The following is a 14405-nucleotide window of genomic DNA, read 5'->3' as shown; positions in this document are numbered from 1 at the left end:
GCCATGGGGGCGCCCCGTCAGAGACTGTGCTCGGTGCGGGCGATGATATCATCTTGCGCATCCGGGGATAAGGCGGTGAAGAAGGCCGAATAGCCCGCCACCCGTACCACCAGATCCCGGTACTGATCCGGATTGGCTTTGGCCGCCAGCAAGGTCTCCCGCGAGACAATGTTGTACTGCACGTGCCACCCCTTGTGCACCTCGAAGAAGGTGCGCAGCAGGCTCATCAGTTTGGCCTTGTCCCGCTCGTTCTCAAGGCTCGCCGGACTCAGCTTCTGGTTGAGCAGCACCCCGCCGAGGATGGCCGCCGTGGGCAGCTTGCCGATGGAGTTGAACACCGCCGTCGGGCCGAGACGATCGGAACCCGACGAGGGGCTGGCCCCTTCTGCCAGCGGCGTGCGGGCACGGCGACCATCCGGGGTGGCCATGGTGGCGGCACCGAAGGGCACGTTGGCGGAGATGGAGGAGGTGCCGGCATAGTAGGTGCCGCCGATGGGGCCGCGGCCGAAGCGGGTGTTGTGCAACCCCTTGAGCTCGTCGATGTAGCTCTGGTAGGCCTGCACCAGTAGCAGGTCAACCTCGTCCAGATCGTTGCCATATTTGGGGGCGGCATTGGTGAGGCGCTGGCGCAGCTGCTCCCCCGCCAGCCCGGCAAAATCTTGCTCCAGTGCGGCAGCCAGCTCTTGCTGATCCACAATCCCTTGCTCGAACACCAGTTTCTTCAGGGCCGCCAGACTGTTGCCGAGGTTGGCGATCCCCACCTGCAGACCGGAGACCCAGTCATAGACGGCGCCCCCCTCCTTGATGGTTTTGCCGCGCTCGATGCAGTCATCCACCAGGGTGCTGCAGAGGATGTCATGGGCTTGAGCCTCCAGCACGCTGTCGACCACGCAGTCGATCTCGATGGATTTGCGGGTGAAGTAGCGCACCTGCTCATCCCAGCGGGCCATCACCTCGTCAAAGTTGCCAAAGCTCCCGTCTCGCAGCGACTGGGATTGGGACAGGAATACCTTGCCGGTGGTGGCATCGCGGCCGCCATCAAGAGAGGCCAGCAGGATGCGGGCGAAGTTGATAAAGCTCATGCCGGTGCAGCGATAGCCCCACTTGCCGGGCACGGCGGTCTCGATGCAACCGATGGCGGCGTAGTGGTGGGCATCCTCCACGCTTACTCCGAGCTTGATGAACTCGGGGATCACCACTTCGTCGTTGTTGAAGGCGGGCATGCCGAAGCCGCAGCGGATCACCTGAATGCAGGCGTCGAGGAAATCCTCGCTCATCCCGGCGTGGTAGCGCACCGAGAGGTTGGGCTGGGTGGATCTCAGCTGGCCGCAGGACTCCAGAATCGCGTAGGAGAGGCCGTTGACAGCATCATGGGCACTGCCATCCCGCCAGTTCTGGCCACCGATAGTGACGTTCTGGTAGAGCGGGCTGCCGGCGGAGGCCTTGGAGTGGGTGCCGGAGCGGATCTTGTTCACCTCCAGCAACTTGAGCCAGCACCCTTGCAGCAGTTCGATAGCGCGCGTCCGAGGCAGGGATTCCGACAATTCCACCTCGCGGCGATACCAGGGATAGAGGTATTGATCCATCCGGCCAAACGATACCGAGTGGCCGTTGGATTCGATCTGCAGGATGAGCTGGATAAAGTAGCAGAGCTGCAGCGCCTGCCAGAAGGTCTCGGGGGGCTGGTGGGCGATGTGGGCGCAGTTGAGCGCGATGGTCTCAAGCTCGTTTCGGCGCTCGGGGCGAGATTCTTGTGCTGCCATATCATGGGCAAGTGCGGCGTAGCGCGAGATGTGAGCGCTGACCGCATCCAGAGTGATGGCGACGGCGTGCAGGAACTGCTCGCGCTGCAGGTCGGCCCAGTCCGCCAGATCCAGCCGACTGCGCCGCTCGGCCACCTTGGCCTTGAAGCCATCGAGCCCCAGCGTGAGCAGCTCCTCATAGTTGACCGCGAGGTGGGCATCCCCCGAGGTCATGTTGCCCTCGGCCTTGATAATGCCGCTCTCCAGCAGTGCTTTCTGTTCGTAGGTAAAGAGGCCGAAGCAGCGATCCTGCACCGTCTGGCCGCGCCAGAAGGGGGTGAGGGCGTGGATGATATCTTTGTCGGTTTCGCTGACCGCAAAGCCGGCGCCGGGGCGGTCAGCCAGCTCATCGATCTCCTTCTCTATCCAGCCCACCGTGTATTCGGGAAAGAGCGGCGCCGCCCGCACCTGACTGGCCTGGTTGCCGACGATGAGCTCGTCGTGCTTGATCCAGATGGTGCGCTCCTTGAGGTGGTGGGCCAGCGCCAAGGCGCGGCGCACCGGCAGTGGCCGGGCCAGATGGGCCTGATAGGCCTCGGTGTAGTGACGGGCGCGCTCGGTACAGACCGGCGGTTGGACGATGTGGATCAGGCTCTCCTTGTGGGCACGGATCCGCGGGGGTAGGGTAGTGAGGTCGAGCTGGGTCATGGTCTTATCCTCTGGTCATTGGGCAGTGAGTGGCTGATGTCATGGGGTGCTGCTAGCCCCGGGTGAGCGGGGTCAGCCCCTGCGCACGGGCACACTCATGGGCAAAGGCGAGCAGTGCCGGGTCATCGAGTGGCAGCAGGGGGGCCTGATAGGGTTGGTCGAGCAGGGCGTATTTGCCTGCGCCTAGGGTGTGGTAGGGGAGAAAGTGGATCTCCTGCACAGTGCCAAGGCTGGCGGCAGCTCGGGTAATGGCCTCTATGGATGCGCGGTCGGCATTGAAGCCGGGAATGAGCGGCACCCGGATCTGCATGGCCACGCCGCGCTCGGCCAGACGCTTGAGGTTGGCCAGGGGCAGGGCGACCTTGCCGCGGGTCCAGTCGAAGAAGCGCTTCTTATCCACATGCTTGAGATCCGCCAGCAGCAGGTCGAGATGGGGGAGGCTTGGCTCAATCTGGTGCCAGGGCACGTGCAGGCAACTTTCCACTGCGGTATGCAGTCCCTCGGCCTTGCAGCGGGCCAGCAGGTCGGCAGCAAATTCGGGCTGCATGAAGGGTTCGCCGCCAGAGAGGGTGACTCCGCCGCCACTGCGCTCGAAGAAGGGGCGATCCCGCAAGATGGTGGCCATCAGGGTGTCCAGGCTCTCCTCCCGGCCGCACACCTGCAGCGCTTCGCTGGGGCAGAGGCCGCGCAGCCGTTCCACATCCTGATTGCCGAGGGTTGAGCGGACGAGCTGGACACCCTGGCTGTCACGCAAGATTGCCGGACAGGCATCGCTGCAGAGCCGGCATCCCTCGATGCATTGGCGCCGGTCGAGTAGTATGTCCGGCTTGGGAGAGCGGCTTTCCGGGTTTTGACACCAGCGACAGGCCAGCGAGCACCCCTTGAGAAATACCAGGGTGCGAATGCCGGGGCCATCGTGAGTTGAATAGCGTTGCAGGTCGAAAATCATACCGCCTCCTTTTGTATTTGCATTCTATTTGCTTTCGTTCGAAAGCTGATTTGATTTCGATCAACTAAATTGCGGATGTTATCTGGCTAAAATGGCGACAGATTGAACATCCCGTTAAGGAGTTAGAGATGGAGCTGTATCTCGATACCGCCGATGTGGTGGCAGTGCGTCGCTGGTCACGGATCCTGCCGTTGGCCGGTGTCACCACCAATCCTTCCATTACCGCCGCCGGGGGATTGCCGCTCTGTGAGCTGCTGCCCGCCCTGCGCGACGTGCTGGGGCCCAAGGCGCGCCTGTTTGCCCAGGTGATGGCCAAAACCGAAACCGAGATGGTGCGCGAGGCGTTCGCTCTGCGTGAGCTGGACCCGGATCTGGTGATCAAAATCCCGGTATGCGCAGAGGGGCTGGCTGCCATCAAGAGCCTGACAGCCAACGGTGTGCCGACTTTGGGCACGGCGGTCTATACCCCGTTGCAGGGCTGGCTGGCTGCGGTAGCGGGGGCGGAATATGTCGCACCTTATGTCAATCGACTGGATGCCCAAGGCGGTGATGGCATCGCCACCGTGCAGGAGCTGCAACAGCTGCTTGCGCTGCACGCACCGAACAGCAAGGTGCTGGCGGCGTCATTCCGTACTCCCCGTCAGGCGCTCGATTGCCTGCTGGCGGGTTGCCAATCGATCACCTTGCCGCTCGACGTGGCCGAGCAGTTGCTGAACGTACCGGCAGTGGATGCGGCGCTGGTGAAGTTTGATCAGGATTGGCAGCGCGCCTTCGGTCGCTGATACCGATGATAAGCTGATTGCCATGATTGAGGGGGGAGGGTGAAGAAGCGCGGGTGATGGGGATTGACCGACTAGACTGGAAAGAGGTGGCTACATTCGCTGGCCGCCCTGCAGTCTACCGGAGGTATCCCATGAGCGACCATCTGCTGCTCCCCCATGGTGAAGATTTGCGTCGTGCGGTGCTTTGGCTCAGCGATCATCATCAGCACGATATCGCCGCCATTGAAGAGGCCAGCCTGCGTTTTGATCTCTCGCCGCTGGATGAGGAGTTTCTGATCCGGCACTGGCTCGACAGCCAGCGCCAATCATGAATATCTGAGATGAGAGATTTAGAAGAAGTTGGCGAGGTTGATGCCAAACTCTTTGGGGTCGACCGTGTTTTCTATGCTCTCCTGCACCCCTGATTTGGCCAGATCCAGCCACTGTACCTCGAGGTAGTGACGCTGGGTGGCGTGATAGATCACTTTGACCACTGGCTTGAGCGGCTGCTGCTCGTTGCGCTGCATCACGATAGCCAGGCGCTGGTTTGAGAGCTGTACCAGGGTTCCCACCGGATAGACCCCCATGCACTTGATGAACTTGGTAACCAGTTCGGCATCAAAGTGCTGATTGATCCCCTTGAGCAGAATGCGGAAGGCCTGGGTCGGCTGCATACCTGCTTTGTAGACCCGATCCGCGGTGATGGCATCATAGACATCGACGATGCCGCTCATCCGGGTATAGAGGGAGAGCTGCTCCCCCTTCAGTCGCTGCGGGTAGCCGGAGCCATCGAGCCGCTCGTGGTGGTTGGCGGCCACCTCCAGCATGGTGGGGGTGATGCCCGGGGTATTGCTGAGGATCTCGTAACTGTGCACCACATGCTGACGCATGATGGCGAACTCCTCATCGGTCAGCTTGCCCGGTTTGTGGAGCACCTCGTCCGGGGTCATGATCTTGCCCACGTCGTGCAGCAGGCCACCCAGGGTCAGCTCCTTGAGCACGCTGCGCTCCAGTCCCAGATAGCGGCCGAAGTTGGCCAGCAGAATGGCCACGTTCATGGAGTGCTCCATCAGGTAGGCATCCTTGGCGCGAATACGAGCCAGACAGAGCATGGCATCGCCGTGGGTGAACATGGTGTCCACCATCTCTTCGGCGACTTCGGCCAGCGGGGTGATGTCGATGGGTTCACCCGCTTTGAGGTGGCGAATGAACTTGCCTTGCAGCTCGCGCGCTTCCTGATAGAGGCGGCGGATTTTAAGCTCCCGTCCTTCGCCGTTGGCACTGGCACGGCGCCCTACCTGGGCGCTGTTGGCATTGAGATCGGGGGAGGTAACGGCGTCACTCTCGGCACTGCCCAGTTTGCTGCGAGCCAGATCGATGCGTACCGTGAGCACCCCCTGACGCACCAGATTGGTAATTTGCGCCACGCTGGTCACCAAGCCCATCTGGGCGATCTCCATCCCACCTGTCTGGCTGGCGATAGCAATGACATACATGCCGGGTTTCAGCTGGTTGACGGGAATGACGGGATAGGATGCTTGAGACTTCATGAAGGCTTCCTGACTCTTATTATTATGAGTATCGTTCGGATGGGTCACACCGGAGAAGTGTAACATCGGATGACCAGTTCGTCATAATTGGCAACCCCTTAACAGTGGCGTTGTCGCCTCCGCCCGATATAATGACGCCCCTTTACTTGTTGGACTCCGAGGTTGTGAATGCGGCTTGATAAATTTCTGTGCGATTGTTCCGATTTGACCCGTTCGCTGGCAGGCAAACTGATCCGTCAGGGTGAGGTCATGGTGGATGGCATTGTGGTCAAGCAGCCCGCCTTTCATATCAATGAGCAGAGCCAGATCGAGTTTGACGGCGTGCTGCTGACGCTGGAGCAGCGCAACCGCTATTTCATGCTGCACAAACCGGAAGGGTATGTCTGCTCCAACGAGGATCCGGATCACCCGACCGTCTTCTTCCTGATGGATGAGCCGGCGATGGGCAAGCTGCACGTGGTGGGTCGCCTCGACCTCGATACCACGGGTCTGGTGCTGGTGACCGACGACGGTCAGTGGTCCCACCGCATCACCTCGCCGCGCCACGAGTGTGCCAAGACCTATCATGTCTGGCTGGCCGATCCGGTAAGCCCGGATGCGATCGCGCTGTTCGCCGAAGGGGTCTACCTGCGTAACGAGACCGATAAAACCCGTCCTGCCCAGCTGGAAATTCTCGGCGAGTGCGAGGCCCGCCTGACCATTCACGAAGGCAAGTACCACCAGGTCAAGCGGATGTTTGCCTCCATCGGCAACAAGGTCGTTGGCTTGCATCGCGAGCGGGTGGGCGGCTTGACGCTAGATGAGGAGCTGGCACCCGGTGAATACCGTGAGCTGACCGCTGAGGAGATTGCCCTGTTCTGATCAGGGATGGTGCCGGGGGTCAGTGAGTGCTGAAACCCAGCACCAGTGCTGTGCCCAGGGTGGCAATCAGTGCACCCGCCCAGGCGGCAATGGATGGCCGCTCCCCCGAGTGCCACCACAACAGCGGCAGCAGCAGTACCGGCGTGGTGGAGGAGAGAATGGCCACCATGCCCACCTCGCCCTGCCGCAGCGCCATCAGGATCAGCGTCATGCCCAGCCCCATCGCCAGAAAACCGTTGGTGGCAATCATGGCGAGGATATGGCGATTGACCGGTTTGAGCGGCATGGCCAGTGGCAAACGCCCCAGCCGAAGGACGCAGTGGGCCAGCAGGGCACTGCCCATCCGGATACCCGATGCACTCACCGCATCCACCTCACCACTCATCATCACCGGCTTGGCGATGATGGCTCCCACGCTTTGACACAATGCCGCCGTCAGGCCAAGGCCAATTCCTAGCGCCAGATTGCCACGGATCTGCTCCCACTCGTTGCTGCTACTGCGTCTGCCAAACAGGATCGCCAGCATCACGCCAGCAAAGACCAGCATGGCCCCCAGCAGTCGCCAGCCTGTCAGCTGTTCATTAAAGAGCCAGAGCCCAAGCAGAGCGGAAAACAGCGCATGGCAGGAGAAGAGCAAGGCACTGCGTCTTGGCCCCAACCGGTTCATGCAGGCAAACAACGCGGTATCGCCCACGAAGATGCCGACCAGCCCCGAGATGGCGAGCAGGGGCAGGGCGCTTGCGGTGAGGGTTTGCCAGCCACCGGTGAGCAGACTCATGGTGCCGAGCATCAGGCTGACCAGAAACATGCGCCAGCGGCTGTAGGCAAATGCGCCGAGATGACGGGCCGGTTTGACCGAAATTAGCGCTGCAATTGCCCATAAACTGGCCGACGCGAGGGCCAGCCACTCATAACCCATAAAAACTCCTGAAAAAATTAACCCGAAAGACTCCATCTCCCGGGCAAGCCCGATACAATACGGGGCGTTTTCGGGGATAACAAGAGCGGCATCAGGCATTCATCAGGCGCGCCGTCGGCCTTCCCCTCCTGCAGTGGTGTTATTCGAGGTTTTGTCATGAGGTATGGTTTTTTCCCCAAGCTGGCACAACGCTGGCTCTCCCCGCTATTGCTTGCCGTGCTGGCTGGGCCCCTGGCCCATGCCACCACCGTTGAGCAGCAGCCTCTGCTTGCCGATCGGCAAACCCTAGTCAAGGGCAACGGTGCCGAGCCGGAGTCACTGGATCCGGCGCTGGTGCGATCCGGTTTTCCGGGGGAGGCGGTACTGGTCGATCTGTTTGAAGGGCTGGTCAGCGAAGATGGGCAGGGGCATATCGTCCCCGCTCAGGCCCAGCGCTGGGAGGTGAGTGAAGATGGGCTGGAGTGGCGATTCTTCCTGCGACCCCAACTGAAATGGTCCAGTGGCGAGCCGCTGGTGGCCGCTGATTTTGTCTATGCCTGGCGCCGTCTGCTCGATCCGGCCATCAACTCTCCTTCTGCCGGATTGCTGCTGGCCACGGGGATCAACAATGCGCAATCCATCTATGCCGGCGCACTGGAGCTCGGCAATCTTGGCATTGAAGCGCAAAGCGATCAGATCCTGAAAATCACTCTGGAGCGGCCGGCTCCCTATTTCCTGCAACTCATCAGTCAGCGCCCCTTTGTGCCAGTCAACCAGAAGGCGATAGCCAAATTTGGCAAGCAGTGGACCGAGCCCGGCAAGCTGGTGAGCAATGGTGCTTATCGGCTGACAAGCTGGACGCCGAACGAGCAGATCGAAGCCGAGCGCAATATCCACTACTGGGATGACCTTCACACGCGTATCGGACGGGTCACCTATCTGCCTATCACTTCGCAACATGCCGAACGGCTGCGCTATGAGGCTGGTGAAATCCAGCTTACCAACAAGGTCTCCCTCGGCTATTACCAGAAGATGAAGCGCGAATCTCCAGAGCGGCTCTGGGGCTTACCGCTGTTTGGCACCTATCTCTATGCGTTCAATCTGAAACGCCCCGAACTGCAGGATGTGCGGGTGCGTCAGGCGCTCTCCATGGCGGTTGATCGACAGCAGCTCATTGGATCGGTAAGCGGGCAGGATGAACAGGTGGCATGGTCGCTGTTGCCGGAGATGCCGGGTTACCCCCGGGTGATATTGCCTGTGGCGCTTGAAGATATGCCAACCCGCCAGGCCAAAGCGGCAGCGTTGCTGTCAGCGGCCGGGTATAACAGTGCCAATCCACTCAAGCTGAGCATTACCTACAACAGCGCTGAAACCCACAAGCAGATGGCGATGGCCATTGCCGCCATGTGGCAGAAGCTGGGGGTACAGGTCACCCTCAACAGTCTGGAGTGGGGTGCCTATCAGGTGGCCAAGGATAGCGGTGATTTCCAGGTGGCCAGAAGCTTCCTGTTTGGCGATTACGTGGAGCCGTCTGCCATGCTGGGCAGCTTCCGTTGTCAGGATCTGCGCAACGAGAGCGGCTACTGCAATCCCGACTTTGATCTGTTGCTGGAGCAGGCTGCCAATACGTTGGACAGCGCGAGCCGGGTTGAACTCTACCGACATGCCGAACAGTTGCTACTTGAGGAGGCGCCGATCCTCCCCGTGTATCATTACAATCAGATGAGACTGGCCGATCCCGCGCTGCGAGGGCTGCCCAGCCAGAATTTGAAAGGGACGATTGCCACCAAGGATCTCTATTTCAGCCCGCAGTGAGGAGCATTTCATGAAACTTGCCATCATTTCCGACATCCACGGCAGCATCATTGCGCTGGAGCGGGTGCTGACCCAACTTGAGCCCTGGCAGCCGGATCACTATCTGCTGCTCGGCGATCTGCTCAACCATGGCCCGCGCAATCCTCTGCCGGAAGGGTATAACCCGGCCGCTGTGGCTGATCGGCTCAACGAGTTGGCTCCGCAAATCATCGCGGTGCGGGGCAACTGTGATTCCGAAGTGGATCAGATGCTGTTGCGCTTTCCCATCACCGCCCCCTACAACCAGTTGCTGGTCGATGAGCGGCGCTGGTTTGTCAGCCATGGCCATCTTTATCGCCCGGACGAGGTTCAGCTACCGCCGGGTAGTCTGTTCCTGAGCGGCCACACCCATGTGCCGGTGCTGGAGTGGCAGGGGGAACGGATATTGATGAACCCGGGGTCAATCTGTTTCCCGCGCGGCGAGTTGCCTGCCAGTTACGGGTGCTATGAGGACGGGGTACTGCGCGTCAATGCGTGTGAGGACGGGCGAGAGTTGTTGCGACTGGTGCTTTAAAATGGACAGCAAAAATGCAAGGCCTGATAAGAGATGTCAGGCCTTGATACCGTAGGAGCGGGTGCCAGAGCGAGTGTTACCCTTGGCGTCATAGGTCAGGCTGTTGCGATCGCGCAGCTGACTCAGAAAGGTTGCCAGACGACGGTTTGATACGATGCTCAATTCAAGCAAGCGACCGTTGATATCATTTTGTGCCTGGCAAGCATCCAGTTTTGCACGAAGCTGCGCCATCTCGTCGGGATAGGCTGCCAGCTGCAGTGCCAGTTCTGGCATCTCTGCCAGTGTCTTGTCCAGCGTTTCTATCGCAGCAAGCAACTGCTGTTTGCGCTCGGTCAGTGCGGGCAGGGCCAGGGCCTGATGCTGTTCGAGCAAGCTGAACTCCTCTTCCAGAATGCCTTGCATCTGGCTGAGGTAATCATCTTGGGTGTGCAGTAACGAAGGTAAGTCCATCATCCCAGAACTTTGTCCAGATTGGCCTCGAAACTGAACATCTTCTTGGCCACAGCGTCGCTGTTAACCTGATATTCGCCACTCGCAACGGCTTTTTTCAGCTGTTCGACCTTGCTCTCATTGCCGGTCGAGGCGGTATTGAGGTTTTGTTGCATCTTTTGCAATTGTTGCGCCTCACTGGTCAAGGAGACGGAGTCCAGCTTGACAGTAGCCGCTTTGTTCTCGGGCGATGAGGTGACTGACTTGCTGCCTGTCCCCTGGCTATTAGCGGTATTTTGCAACCGATTATTCGCCAAGTTGTTGATATTGTTGATGGCCATTTTAGTTACCTTCGTCTGCTTTAAGGTTTGCTTACCTGTTTATCGGTGCGGCAGATCAAAACTTTAGAAAAAAGTTGTCAAGGATCCGGATTTAAAAAGTGACCGATACGGCACCTACCGCACTGACTTTACCCTCAACGGTTTTGCCGGAGCGAATATTGACGAGTTTGATGATCTCTCCGAAGCTGCCATCTTGCAAGGCTCGGGCCATGGTTTTGATCTGGAAGTTGCTATTTTCTGCCGTCAGGGTGACCTGATCCCCTTTGCACACTACACAAACCTGGCTCAAACGGATGGGTTGCCCAGGTTTTAGCTCCCGCTTGCTGCGTACTCCGATAAGAGGGGCGGTGTCAGTCAGGTAGTCGCCGCGGATCAGGGTCTGATCTTGATAGGCCAACACCAGCTGGCTTTCACTCAGCAGGTCCCCCTTGGCGATGGGGTTGGTCACAGTGACATAGGGTTTTTGAATGCTGACCCGTACCGGGAGATAGACGTCCCAGGGTTTGTCTTCCTCACATTTAAGGTAAACTGTTGTATTACGGCGAATTTCCATTTTTGCTGGTAAGCTGATAGTGAGCAGATCTTCGCAGCGGGTCAGTGGGAGCCGTCCATCCAGCGTGGCAGAGGTGACCTCGGCTCTGGCATCCAACGGAATATCCAGCTGGCTGTAAACGAACTCTTGTGCCTTTTCTTGCAGATAAGTAGTGACGTCCGAGGCGTAGCTGGAAGATATGCTGCCAAAAAAGAGGCTGATGAGTAAAAGTCGGTTAATCATTTTCGCTCGTTGGTCGATAAGTTGTTCACGCATATCACCATATTTAACTATGATTGCTTCAGAATCTGTTCGTTGTCACATCGATAGTCTGACGCAATCCATCACGCATGCATGATTAATGCCAAGCGTTTTTAGGGAGTGTTTATGGCCAGTATCCTGGACTCGGTCAACCAACGTACCCAGCTAGTGGGGCAAAACCGGCTGGAGTTGTTGTTGTTTCGTCTCAATGGACGTCAAAGATTTGGCATCAACGTATTCAAAGTGCGTGAAGTGTTGCAGTGTCCCCCCTTGACCGTGATGCCCAAATTGAACTCCTGCATCCGCGGGGTCGCACATATTCGTGGCCAGACTATCTCGGTCATCGATCTCAGCATGGCAGTTGGTAAACGCCCGATTGATGATCTGAGCAAATGCTTCATTATCATCTCCGAGTACAACCGCTCTATTCAGGGTTTTCTGGTGCATTCGGTCGAGCGCATCATCAATATGAACTGGGAATCCATCCTGCCTCCGCCCAAAGGTGCGGGTCGCATCAACTACATGACAGCCGTGACTGAAGTCGATGGCGAGTTGGTCGAAATCCTTGATGTTGAGCGGATATTGAACGAAATTTCGCCGGTTGCAACGGATGTTAGTGAGGAGCTGGTTCAGGCCAGTGTCGACCACCCGACTCTGGGGCGTCCTGTTCTTGTTGCGGATGACTCCTCAGTGGCACGCAAACAGGTACAACGTGCGCTTGAGGCCATCGGTGTCGAGTGCGTGTTGGCAAAAGATGGCCGCGAAGCATTGAACATGCTGCTGGAAATGACCAAAAATGGTCCTATCAAGGATCAGGTTGCGCTGGTTATTTCGGATATCGAAATGCCGGAAATGGATGGCTATACCTTCACTGCCGAGATCCGGAATAATCCCAATCTCAAGGATTTGCATGTTATTCTGCATACCTCGCTCAGTGGAGTATTCAACCAGGCAATGGTGCAGAAAGTTGGTGCGAACAATTTTATCGCCAAGTTCCAGCCTGATGAATTGGCCAAGGCCGTACAAAACGCACTCTAATAAAGAAGAACAGCTGCATGAAGACACTTTCGGACGACTTATACAAACAGTTCAGCAACTTTCTGGCGGTACAGAGCGGAATTGTGCTGGGGGATAACAAACAGTATCTGGTGAAGAGCCGTCTTTCACCTTTGATGGCTCAGTTTGGCATCGAGAGTCTGTCTGATCTGGTTACCCGTGCAATGAGTGTGCGAGAGCGTGACCTGAAAATGGCCGTAGTAGATGCCATGACGACCAACGAGACCCTCTGGTTTCGTGATACTTACCCGTTTCAGCTTCTTACTGACAAGATTTTCCCCGAGTTGGGGAAAAGTGGCCGCCCCATCAAGATCTGGTCAGCCGCTTCCTCGTCAGGTCAGGAGCCCTATTCCATTGCCATGACGGCACTGGAGCAGCAGATGAAAAAGCCGGGTACCTTGCCTGGTGGCGTGCAGATTGTCGGGACGGATATTTCGACGACCATGCTCAATCAGTGTAAGGAAGGCGTTTACGATAGCCTTGCTCTGGCGCGCGGTTTGTCACCGGAGCGCAAGAAGATGTTTTTTGAGCCTTACGGTGACAACAAGATGCGGGTTGCCGAGCGAGTCAGAAAATTGACCACCTTCCGGCCACTCAACTTGTTGGAGAGCTATAGTCTGCTCGGCAAGTTTGACATTATTTTTTGCCGTAACGTGCTCATCTATTTTGCGCCGGAAGTGAAGTCGAAGATCCTCAACCAGTTTGCTGCCAGTCTCAACCCCGGTGGATATCTGATGCTGGGAGCGTCGGAGTCACTGGCCGGGTTGACCGATCGGTTTGAGATGATCCGCTGTAATCCGGGGATTGTCTACAAGGTCAAATAGGCTTGAGGGCCCTGATATTCGGGGTCTGCCGAATATTGCCAGTTCATGCAAAGAGGGAAGCTACGAGCTTCCCTCTTTCTTTATCTACAGCTCAGTCTTTCTATTTACCTACCATATCTCGCCACTGCAAAAGTGGTTGAAACCTTAAGGTGGCCAAATGATGCCGTCTGACTCAATGCACGAGATGCTCCTGCCGTTTTCGGTCTGAAATGTGCTCATACCCAAACCATCGATCTGAGTGATTTGCTTATGGCACGCCTCTTGCAAACAAAATAAACCAAGCAGGAGGTGTGCTATGGCTCTTTCATTTGACAAGGCATTCGGTGTGCATCAACACACCATAAGCGTTCGCGCCAAGCGTGCTGAGGTGCTTTCCAGCAATATTGCCAACGCAGATACCCCGGGCTTCAAAGCCAGGGATATCAATTTTGCTCAGGCATTGCAGGAGGCCCAGTCGCATCAGGGGTTTGGTTTGGCAACGACCAGCGAAAAGCACTTTGCCTTGAATATGGACGCCCCAGGTACCGTGCAATATCGCAACCCGCTGCAACCGGATACCGGTGACGGCAATACAGTCGATGTGCAGCAGGAGCGCAGCGAATTTCTGCGCAATAGCCTCGAGTATCAAACCTCCCTTGAATTTATGAATAGCAAAATCAGTGGCCTGCTCAAGGCCCTGAAAGGAGAGCAGTGATGAGTTTGTTCAAGGTCTTTGACATAGCAGGCTCGGCTATGAGCGCACAGTCAGTGCGCCTCAACACGGTTGCCAGCAACATGGCCAACGCGGACAGCGTCAGCTCCAGTGTGGAAAATACTTACCACGCCAGGCGGCCAGTCTTTGCCGCCCAGCTCGATCAGGCGATGTCTGACAAGCAGGGCTCGGTCGGGGTTGAGGTGAAGGGGATTGTCGAGAGCAAGGCGCCACTGCTCAAGGAGTACAACCCCAACCACCCGATGGCGGATAAAGACGGTTTTATCTTCAAGCCAAACGTCAACATGGTTGAAGAGATGGCCGACATGATCAACGCCTCGCGCAGCTACCAGACCAACGTACAGGTTGCAGATTCGGCCAAGAAGATGCTGCAGCAGACGCTCCAGCTTGGCAAGTCCTGATAGGAGGGATGC

16 protein-coding genes are annotated in these 14405 nt (G+C 57.7%); 9 read left to right on the top strand and 7 right to left on the bottom strand.

Annotation, left to right across the window (positions count from 1 at the left end; genetic code table 11):
• Nucleotides 1-17: 17 nt before the first annotated feature.
• Complete coding sequence (locus ACW5XC_RS04445; protein WP_042052956.1) at nucleotides 18-2450, bottom strand: formate C-acetyltransferase/glycerol dehydratase family glycyl radical enzyme; 2433 nt, start codon at nucleotides 2448-2450, stop codon at nucleotides 18-20.
• Between the two features lie 52 nt (nucleotides 2451-2502).
• Nucleotides 2503-3399: a glycyl-radical enzyme activating protein gene (locus ACW5XC_RS04440; protein ID WP_042052955.1), complete on the bottom strand. Its 897-nt coding sequence runs from the start codon at nucleotides 3397-3399 to the stop codon at nucleotides 2503-2505.
• 128 nt (nucleotides 3400-3527) lie between these two features.
• Between ACW5XC_RS04440 and fsa the strand changes: the two genes are divergently transcribed.
• Together fsa and ACW5XC_RS04430 are read left to right on the top strand one after the other, a co-directional pair.
• Nucleotides 3528-4181: a fructose-6-phosphate aldolase gene (gene fsa / locus ACW5XC_RS04435; protein WP_042052954.1), complete on the top strand. Its 654-nt coding sequence runs from the start codon at nucleotides 3528-3530 to the stop codon at nucleotides 4179-4181.
• Nucleotides 4182-4312: 131 nt separating this feature from the next.
• Nucleotides 4313-4492, top strand: coding sequence for a hypothetical protein (locus ACW5XC_RS04430; protein WP_042052953.1), 180 nt, complete (start codon nucleotides 4313-4315; stop codon nucleotides 4490-4492).
• Nucleotides 4493-4510: 18 nt separating this feature from the next.
• On the opposite strand, the gene ACW5XC_RS04425 is transcribed toward ACW5XC_RS04430, so the two are convergent.
• On the bottom strand, nucleotides 4511-5710 hold the full coding sequence (locus ACW5XC_RS04425; RefSeq protein ID WP_042052952.1) for an HD-GYP domain-containing protein: 1200 nt from the start codon (nucleotides 5708-5710) through the stop codon (nucleotides 4511-4513).
• A gap of 168 nt (nucleotides 5711-5878) precedes the next feature.
• On the opposite strand from ACW5XC_RS04425, the gene rsuA reads away from it, so the two are divergent.
• Nucleotides 5879-6571: a 16S rRNA pseudouridine(516) synthase RsuA gene (gene rsuA / locus ACW5XC_RS04420; protein WP_021231067.1), complete on the top strand. Its 693-nt coding sequence runs from the start codon at nucleotides 5879-5881 to the stop codon at nucleotides 6569-6571.
• A gap of 19 nt (nucleotides 6572-6590) precedes the next feature.
• Here rsuA and ACW5XC_RS04415 read toward each other — a convergent pair whose 3' ends face one another.
• Nucleotides 6591-7490 (bottom strand): DMT family transporter, encoded by a 900-nt coding sequence (locus tag ACW5XC_RS04415; RefSeq protein WP_005350643.1) that lies wholly within the window; start codon nucleotides 7488-7490, stop codon nucleotides 6591-6593.
• Nucleotides 7491-7646: 156 nt separating this feature from the next.
• On the opposite strand from ACW5XC_RS04415, the gene ACW5XC_RS04410 reads away from it, so the two are divergent.
• Nucleotides 7647-9284 carry a peptide ABC transporter substrate-binding protein gene (locus ACW5XC_RS04410; protein WP_042052950.1) on the top strand — a complete coding sequence of 546 codons (1638 nt, stop codon included), beginning with the start codon at nucleotides 7647-7649 and terminating at the stop codon, nucleotides 9282-9284.
• A gap of 10 nt (nucleotides 9285-9294) precedes the next feature.
• Nucleotides 9295-9837 carry a phosphodiesterase gene (gene yfcE, locus ACW5XC_RS04405; RefSeq protein ID WP_042052949.1) on the top strand — a complete coding sequence of 181 codons (543 nt, stop codon included), beginning with the start codon at nucleotides 9295-9297 and terminating at the stop codon, nucleotides 9835-9837.
• 36 nt (nucleotides 9838-9873) lie between these two features.
• Here the strand turns inward: yfcE and ACW5XC_RS04400 are convergent, their stop codons facing one another.
• The 3 genes from ACW5XC_RS04400 to flgA all read right to left on the bottom strand — a co-directional run bounded on the left by ACW5XC_RS04400 (nucleotide 9874) and on the right by flgA (nucleotide 11382).
• Entirely contained in the window at nucleotides 9874-10290 is a 417-nt protein-coding gene (locus ACW5XC_RS04400) for a flagella synthesis protein FlgN (RefSeq protein WP_040066163.1), read from the bottom strand.
• Entirely contained in the window at nucleotides 10287-10607 is a 321-nt protein-coding gene (gene flgM / locus ACW5XC_RS04395) for a flagellar biosynthesis anti-sigma factor FlgM (protein WP_042052948.1), read from the bottom strand. The genes ACW5XC_RS04400 and flgM overlap by 4 nt, the downstream gene beginning before the upstream one ends.
• Before the next feature lie 91 nt (nucleotides 10608-10698).
• Nucleotides 10699-11382 (bottom strand): flagellar basal body P-ring formation chaperone FlgA, encoded by a 684-nt coding sequence (flgA, locus tag ACW5XC_RS04390; protein ID WP_074042683.1) that lies wholly within the window; start codon nucleotides 11380-11382, stop codon nucleotides 10699-10701.
• Between the two features lie 144 nt (nucleotides 11383-11526).
• Here flgA and ACW5XC_RS04385 point away from each other — a divergent pair, with 144 nt between their 5' ends.
• The 4 genes from ACW5XC_RS04385 (at nucleotide 11527) to flgC (ending at nucleotide 14393) form a co-directional block, all read left to right on the top strand.
• Nucleotides 11527-12438, top strand: a complete 912-nt coding sequence (locus ACW5XC_RS04385) for a chemotaxis protein CheV (RefSeq protein WP_005334174.1) — start codon at nucleotides 11527-11529, stop codon at nucleotides 12436-12438.
• Between the two features lie 17 nt (nucleotides 12439-12455).
• On the top strand, nucleotides 12456-13280 hold the full coding sequence (locus ACW5XC_RS04380) for a CheR family methyltransferase (RefSeq protein ID WP_005350656.1): 825 nt from the start codon (nucleotides 12456-12458) through the stop codon (nucleotides 13278-13280).
• 295 nt (nucleotides 13281-13575) lie between these two features.
• A complete protein-coding gene (flgB, locus tag ACW5XC_RS04375; RefSeq protein WP_005334169.1) occupies nucleotides 13576-13974 on the top strand; it encodes a flagellar basal body rod protein FlgB in 399 nt (132 codons plus the stop codon).
• The gene (flgC, locus tag ACW5XC_RS04370; RefSeq protein ID WP_005350658.1) at nucleotides 13974-14393 is read left to right on the top strand and encodes a flagellar basal body rod protein FlgC; all 420 of its coding nucleotides are present in this window, start codon (nucleotides 13974-13976) and stop codon (nucleotides 14391-14393) included. The genes flgB and flgC overlap by 1 nt, the downstream gene beginning before the upstream one ends.
• The last annotated feature ends 12 nt before the right edge of the window (nucleotides 14394-14405 follow it).

The sequence above is a fragment of the Aeromonas sp. 25-AL00135 genome (assembly GCF_054052385.1).
This window is presented reverse-complemented; position numbering and strand designations above follow the sequence as displayed.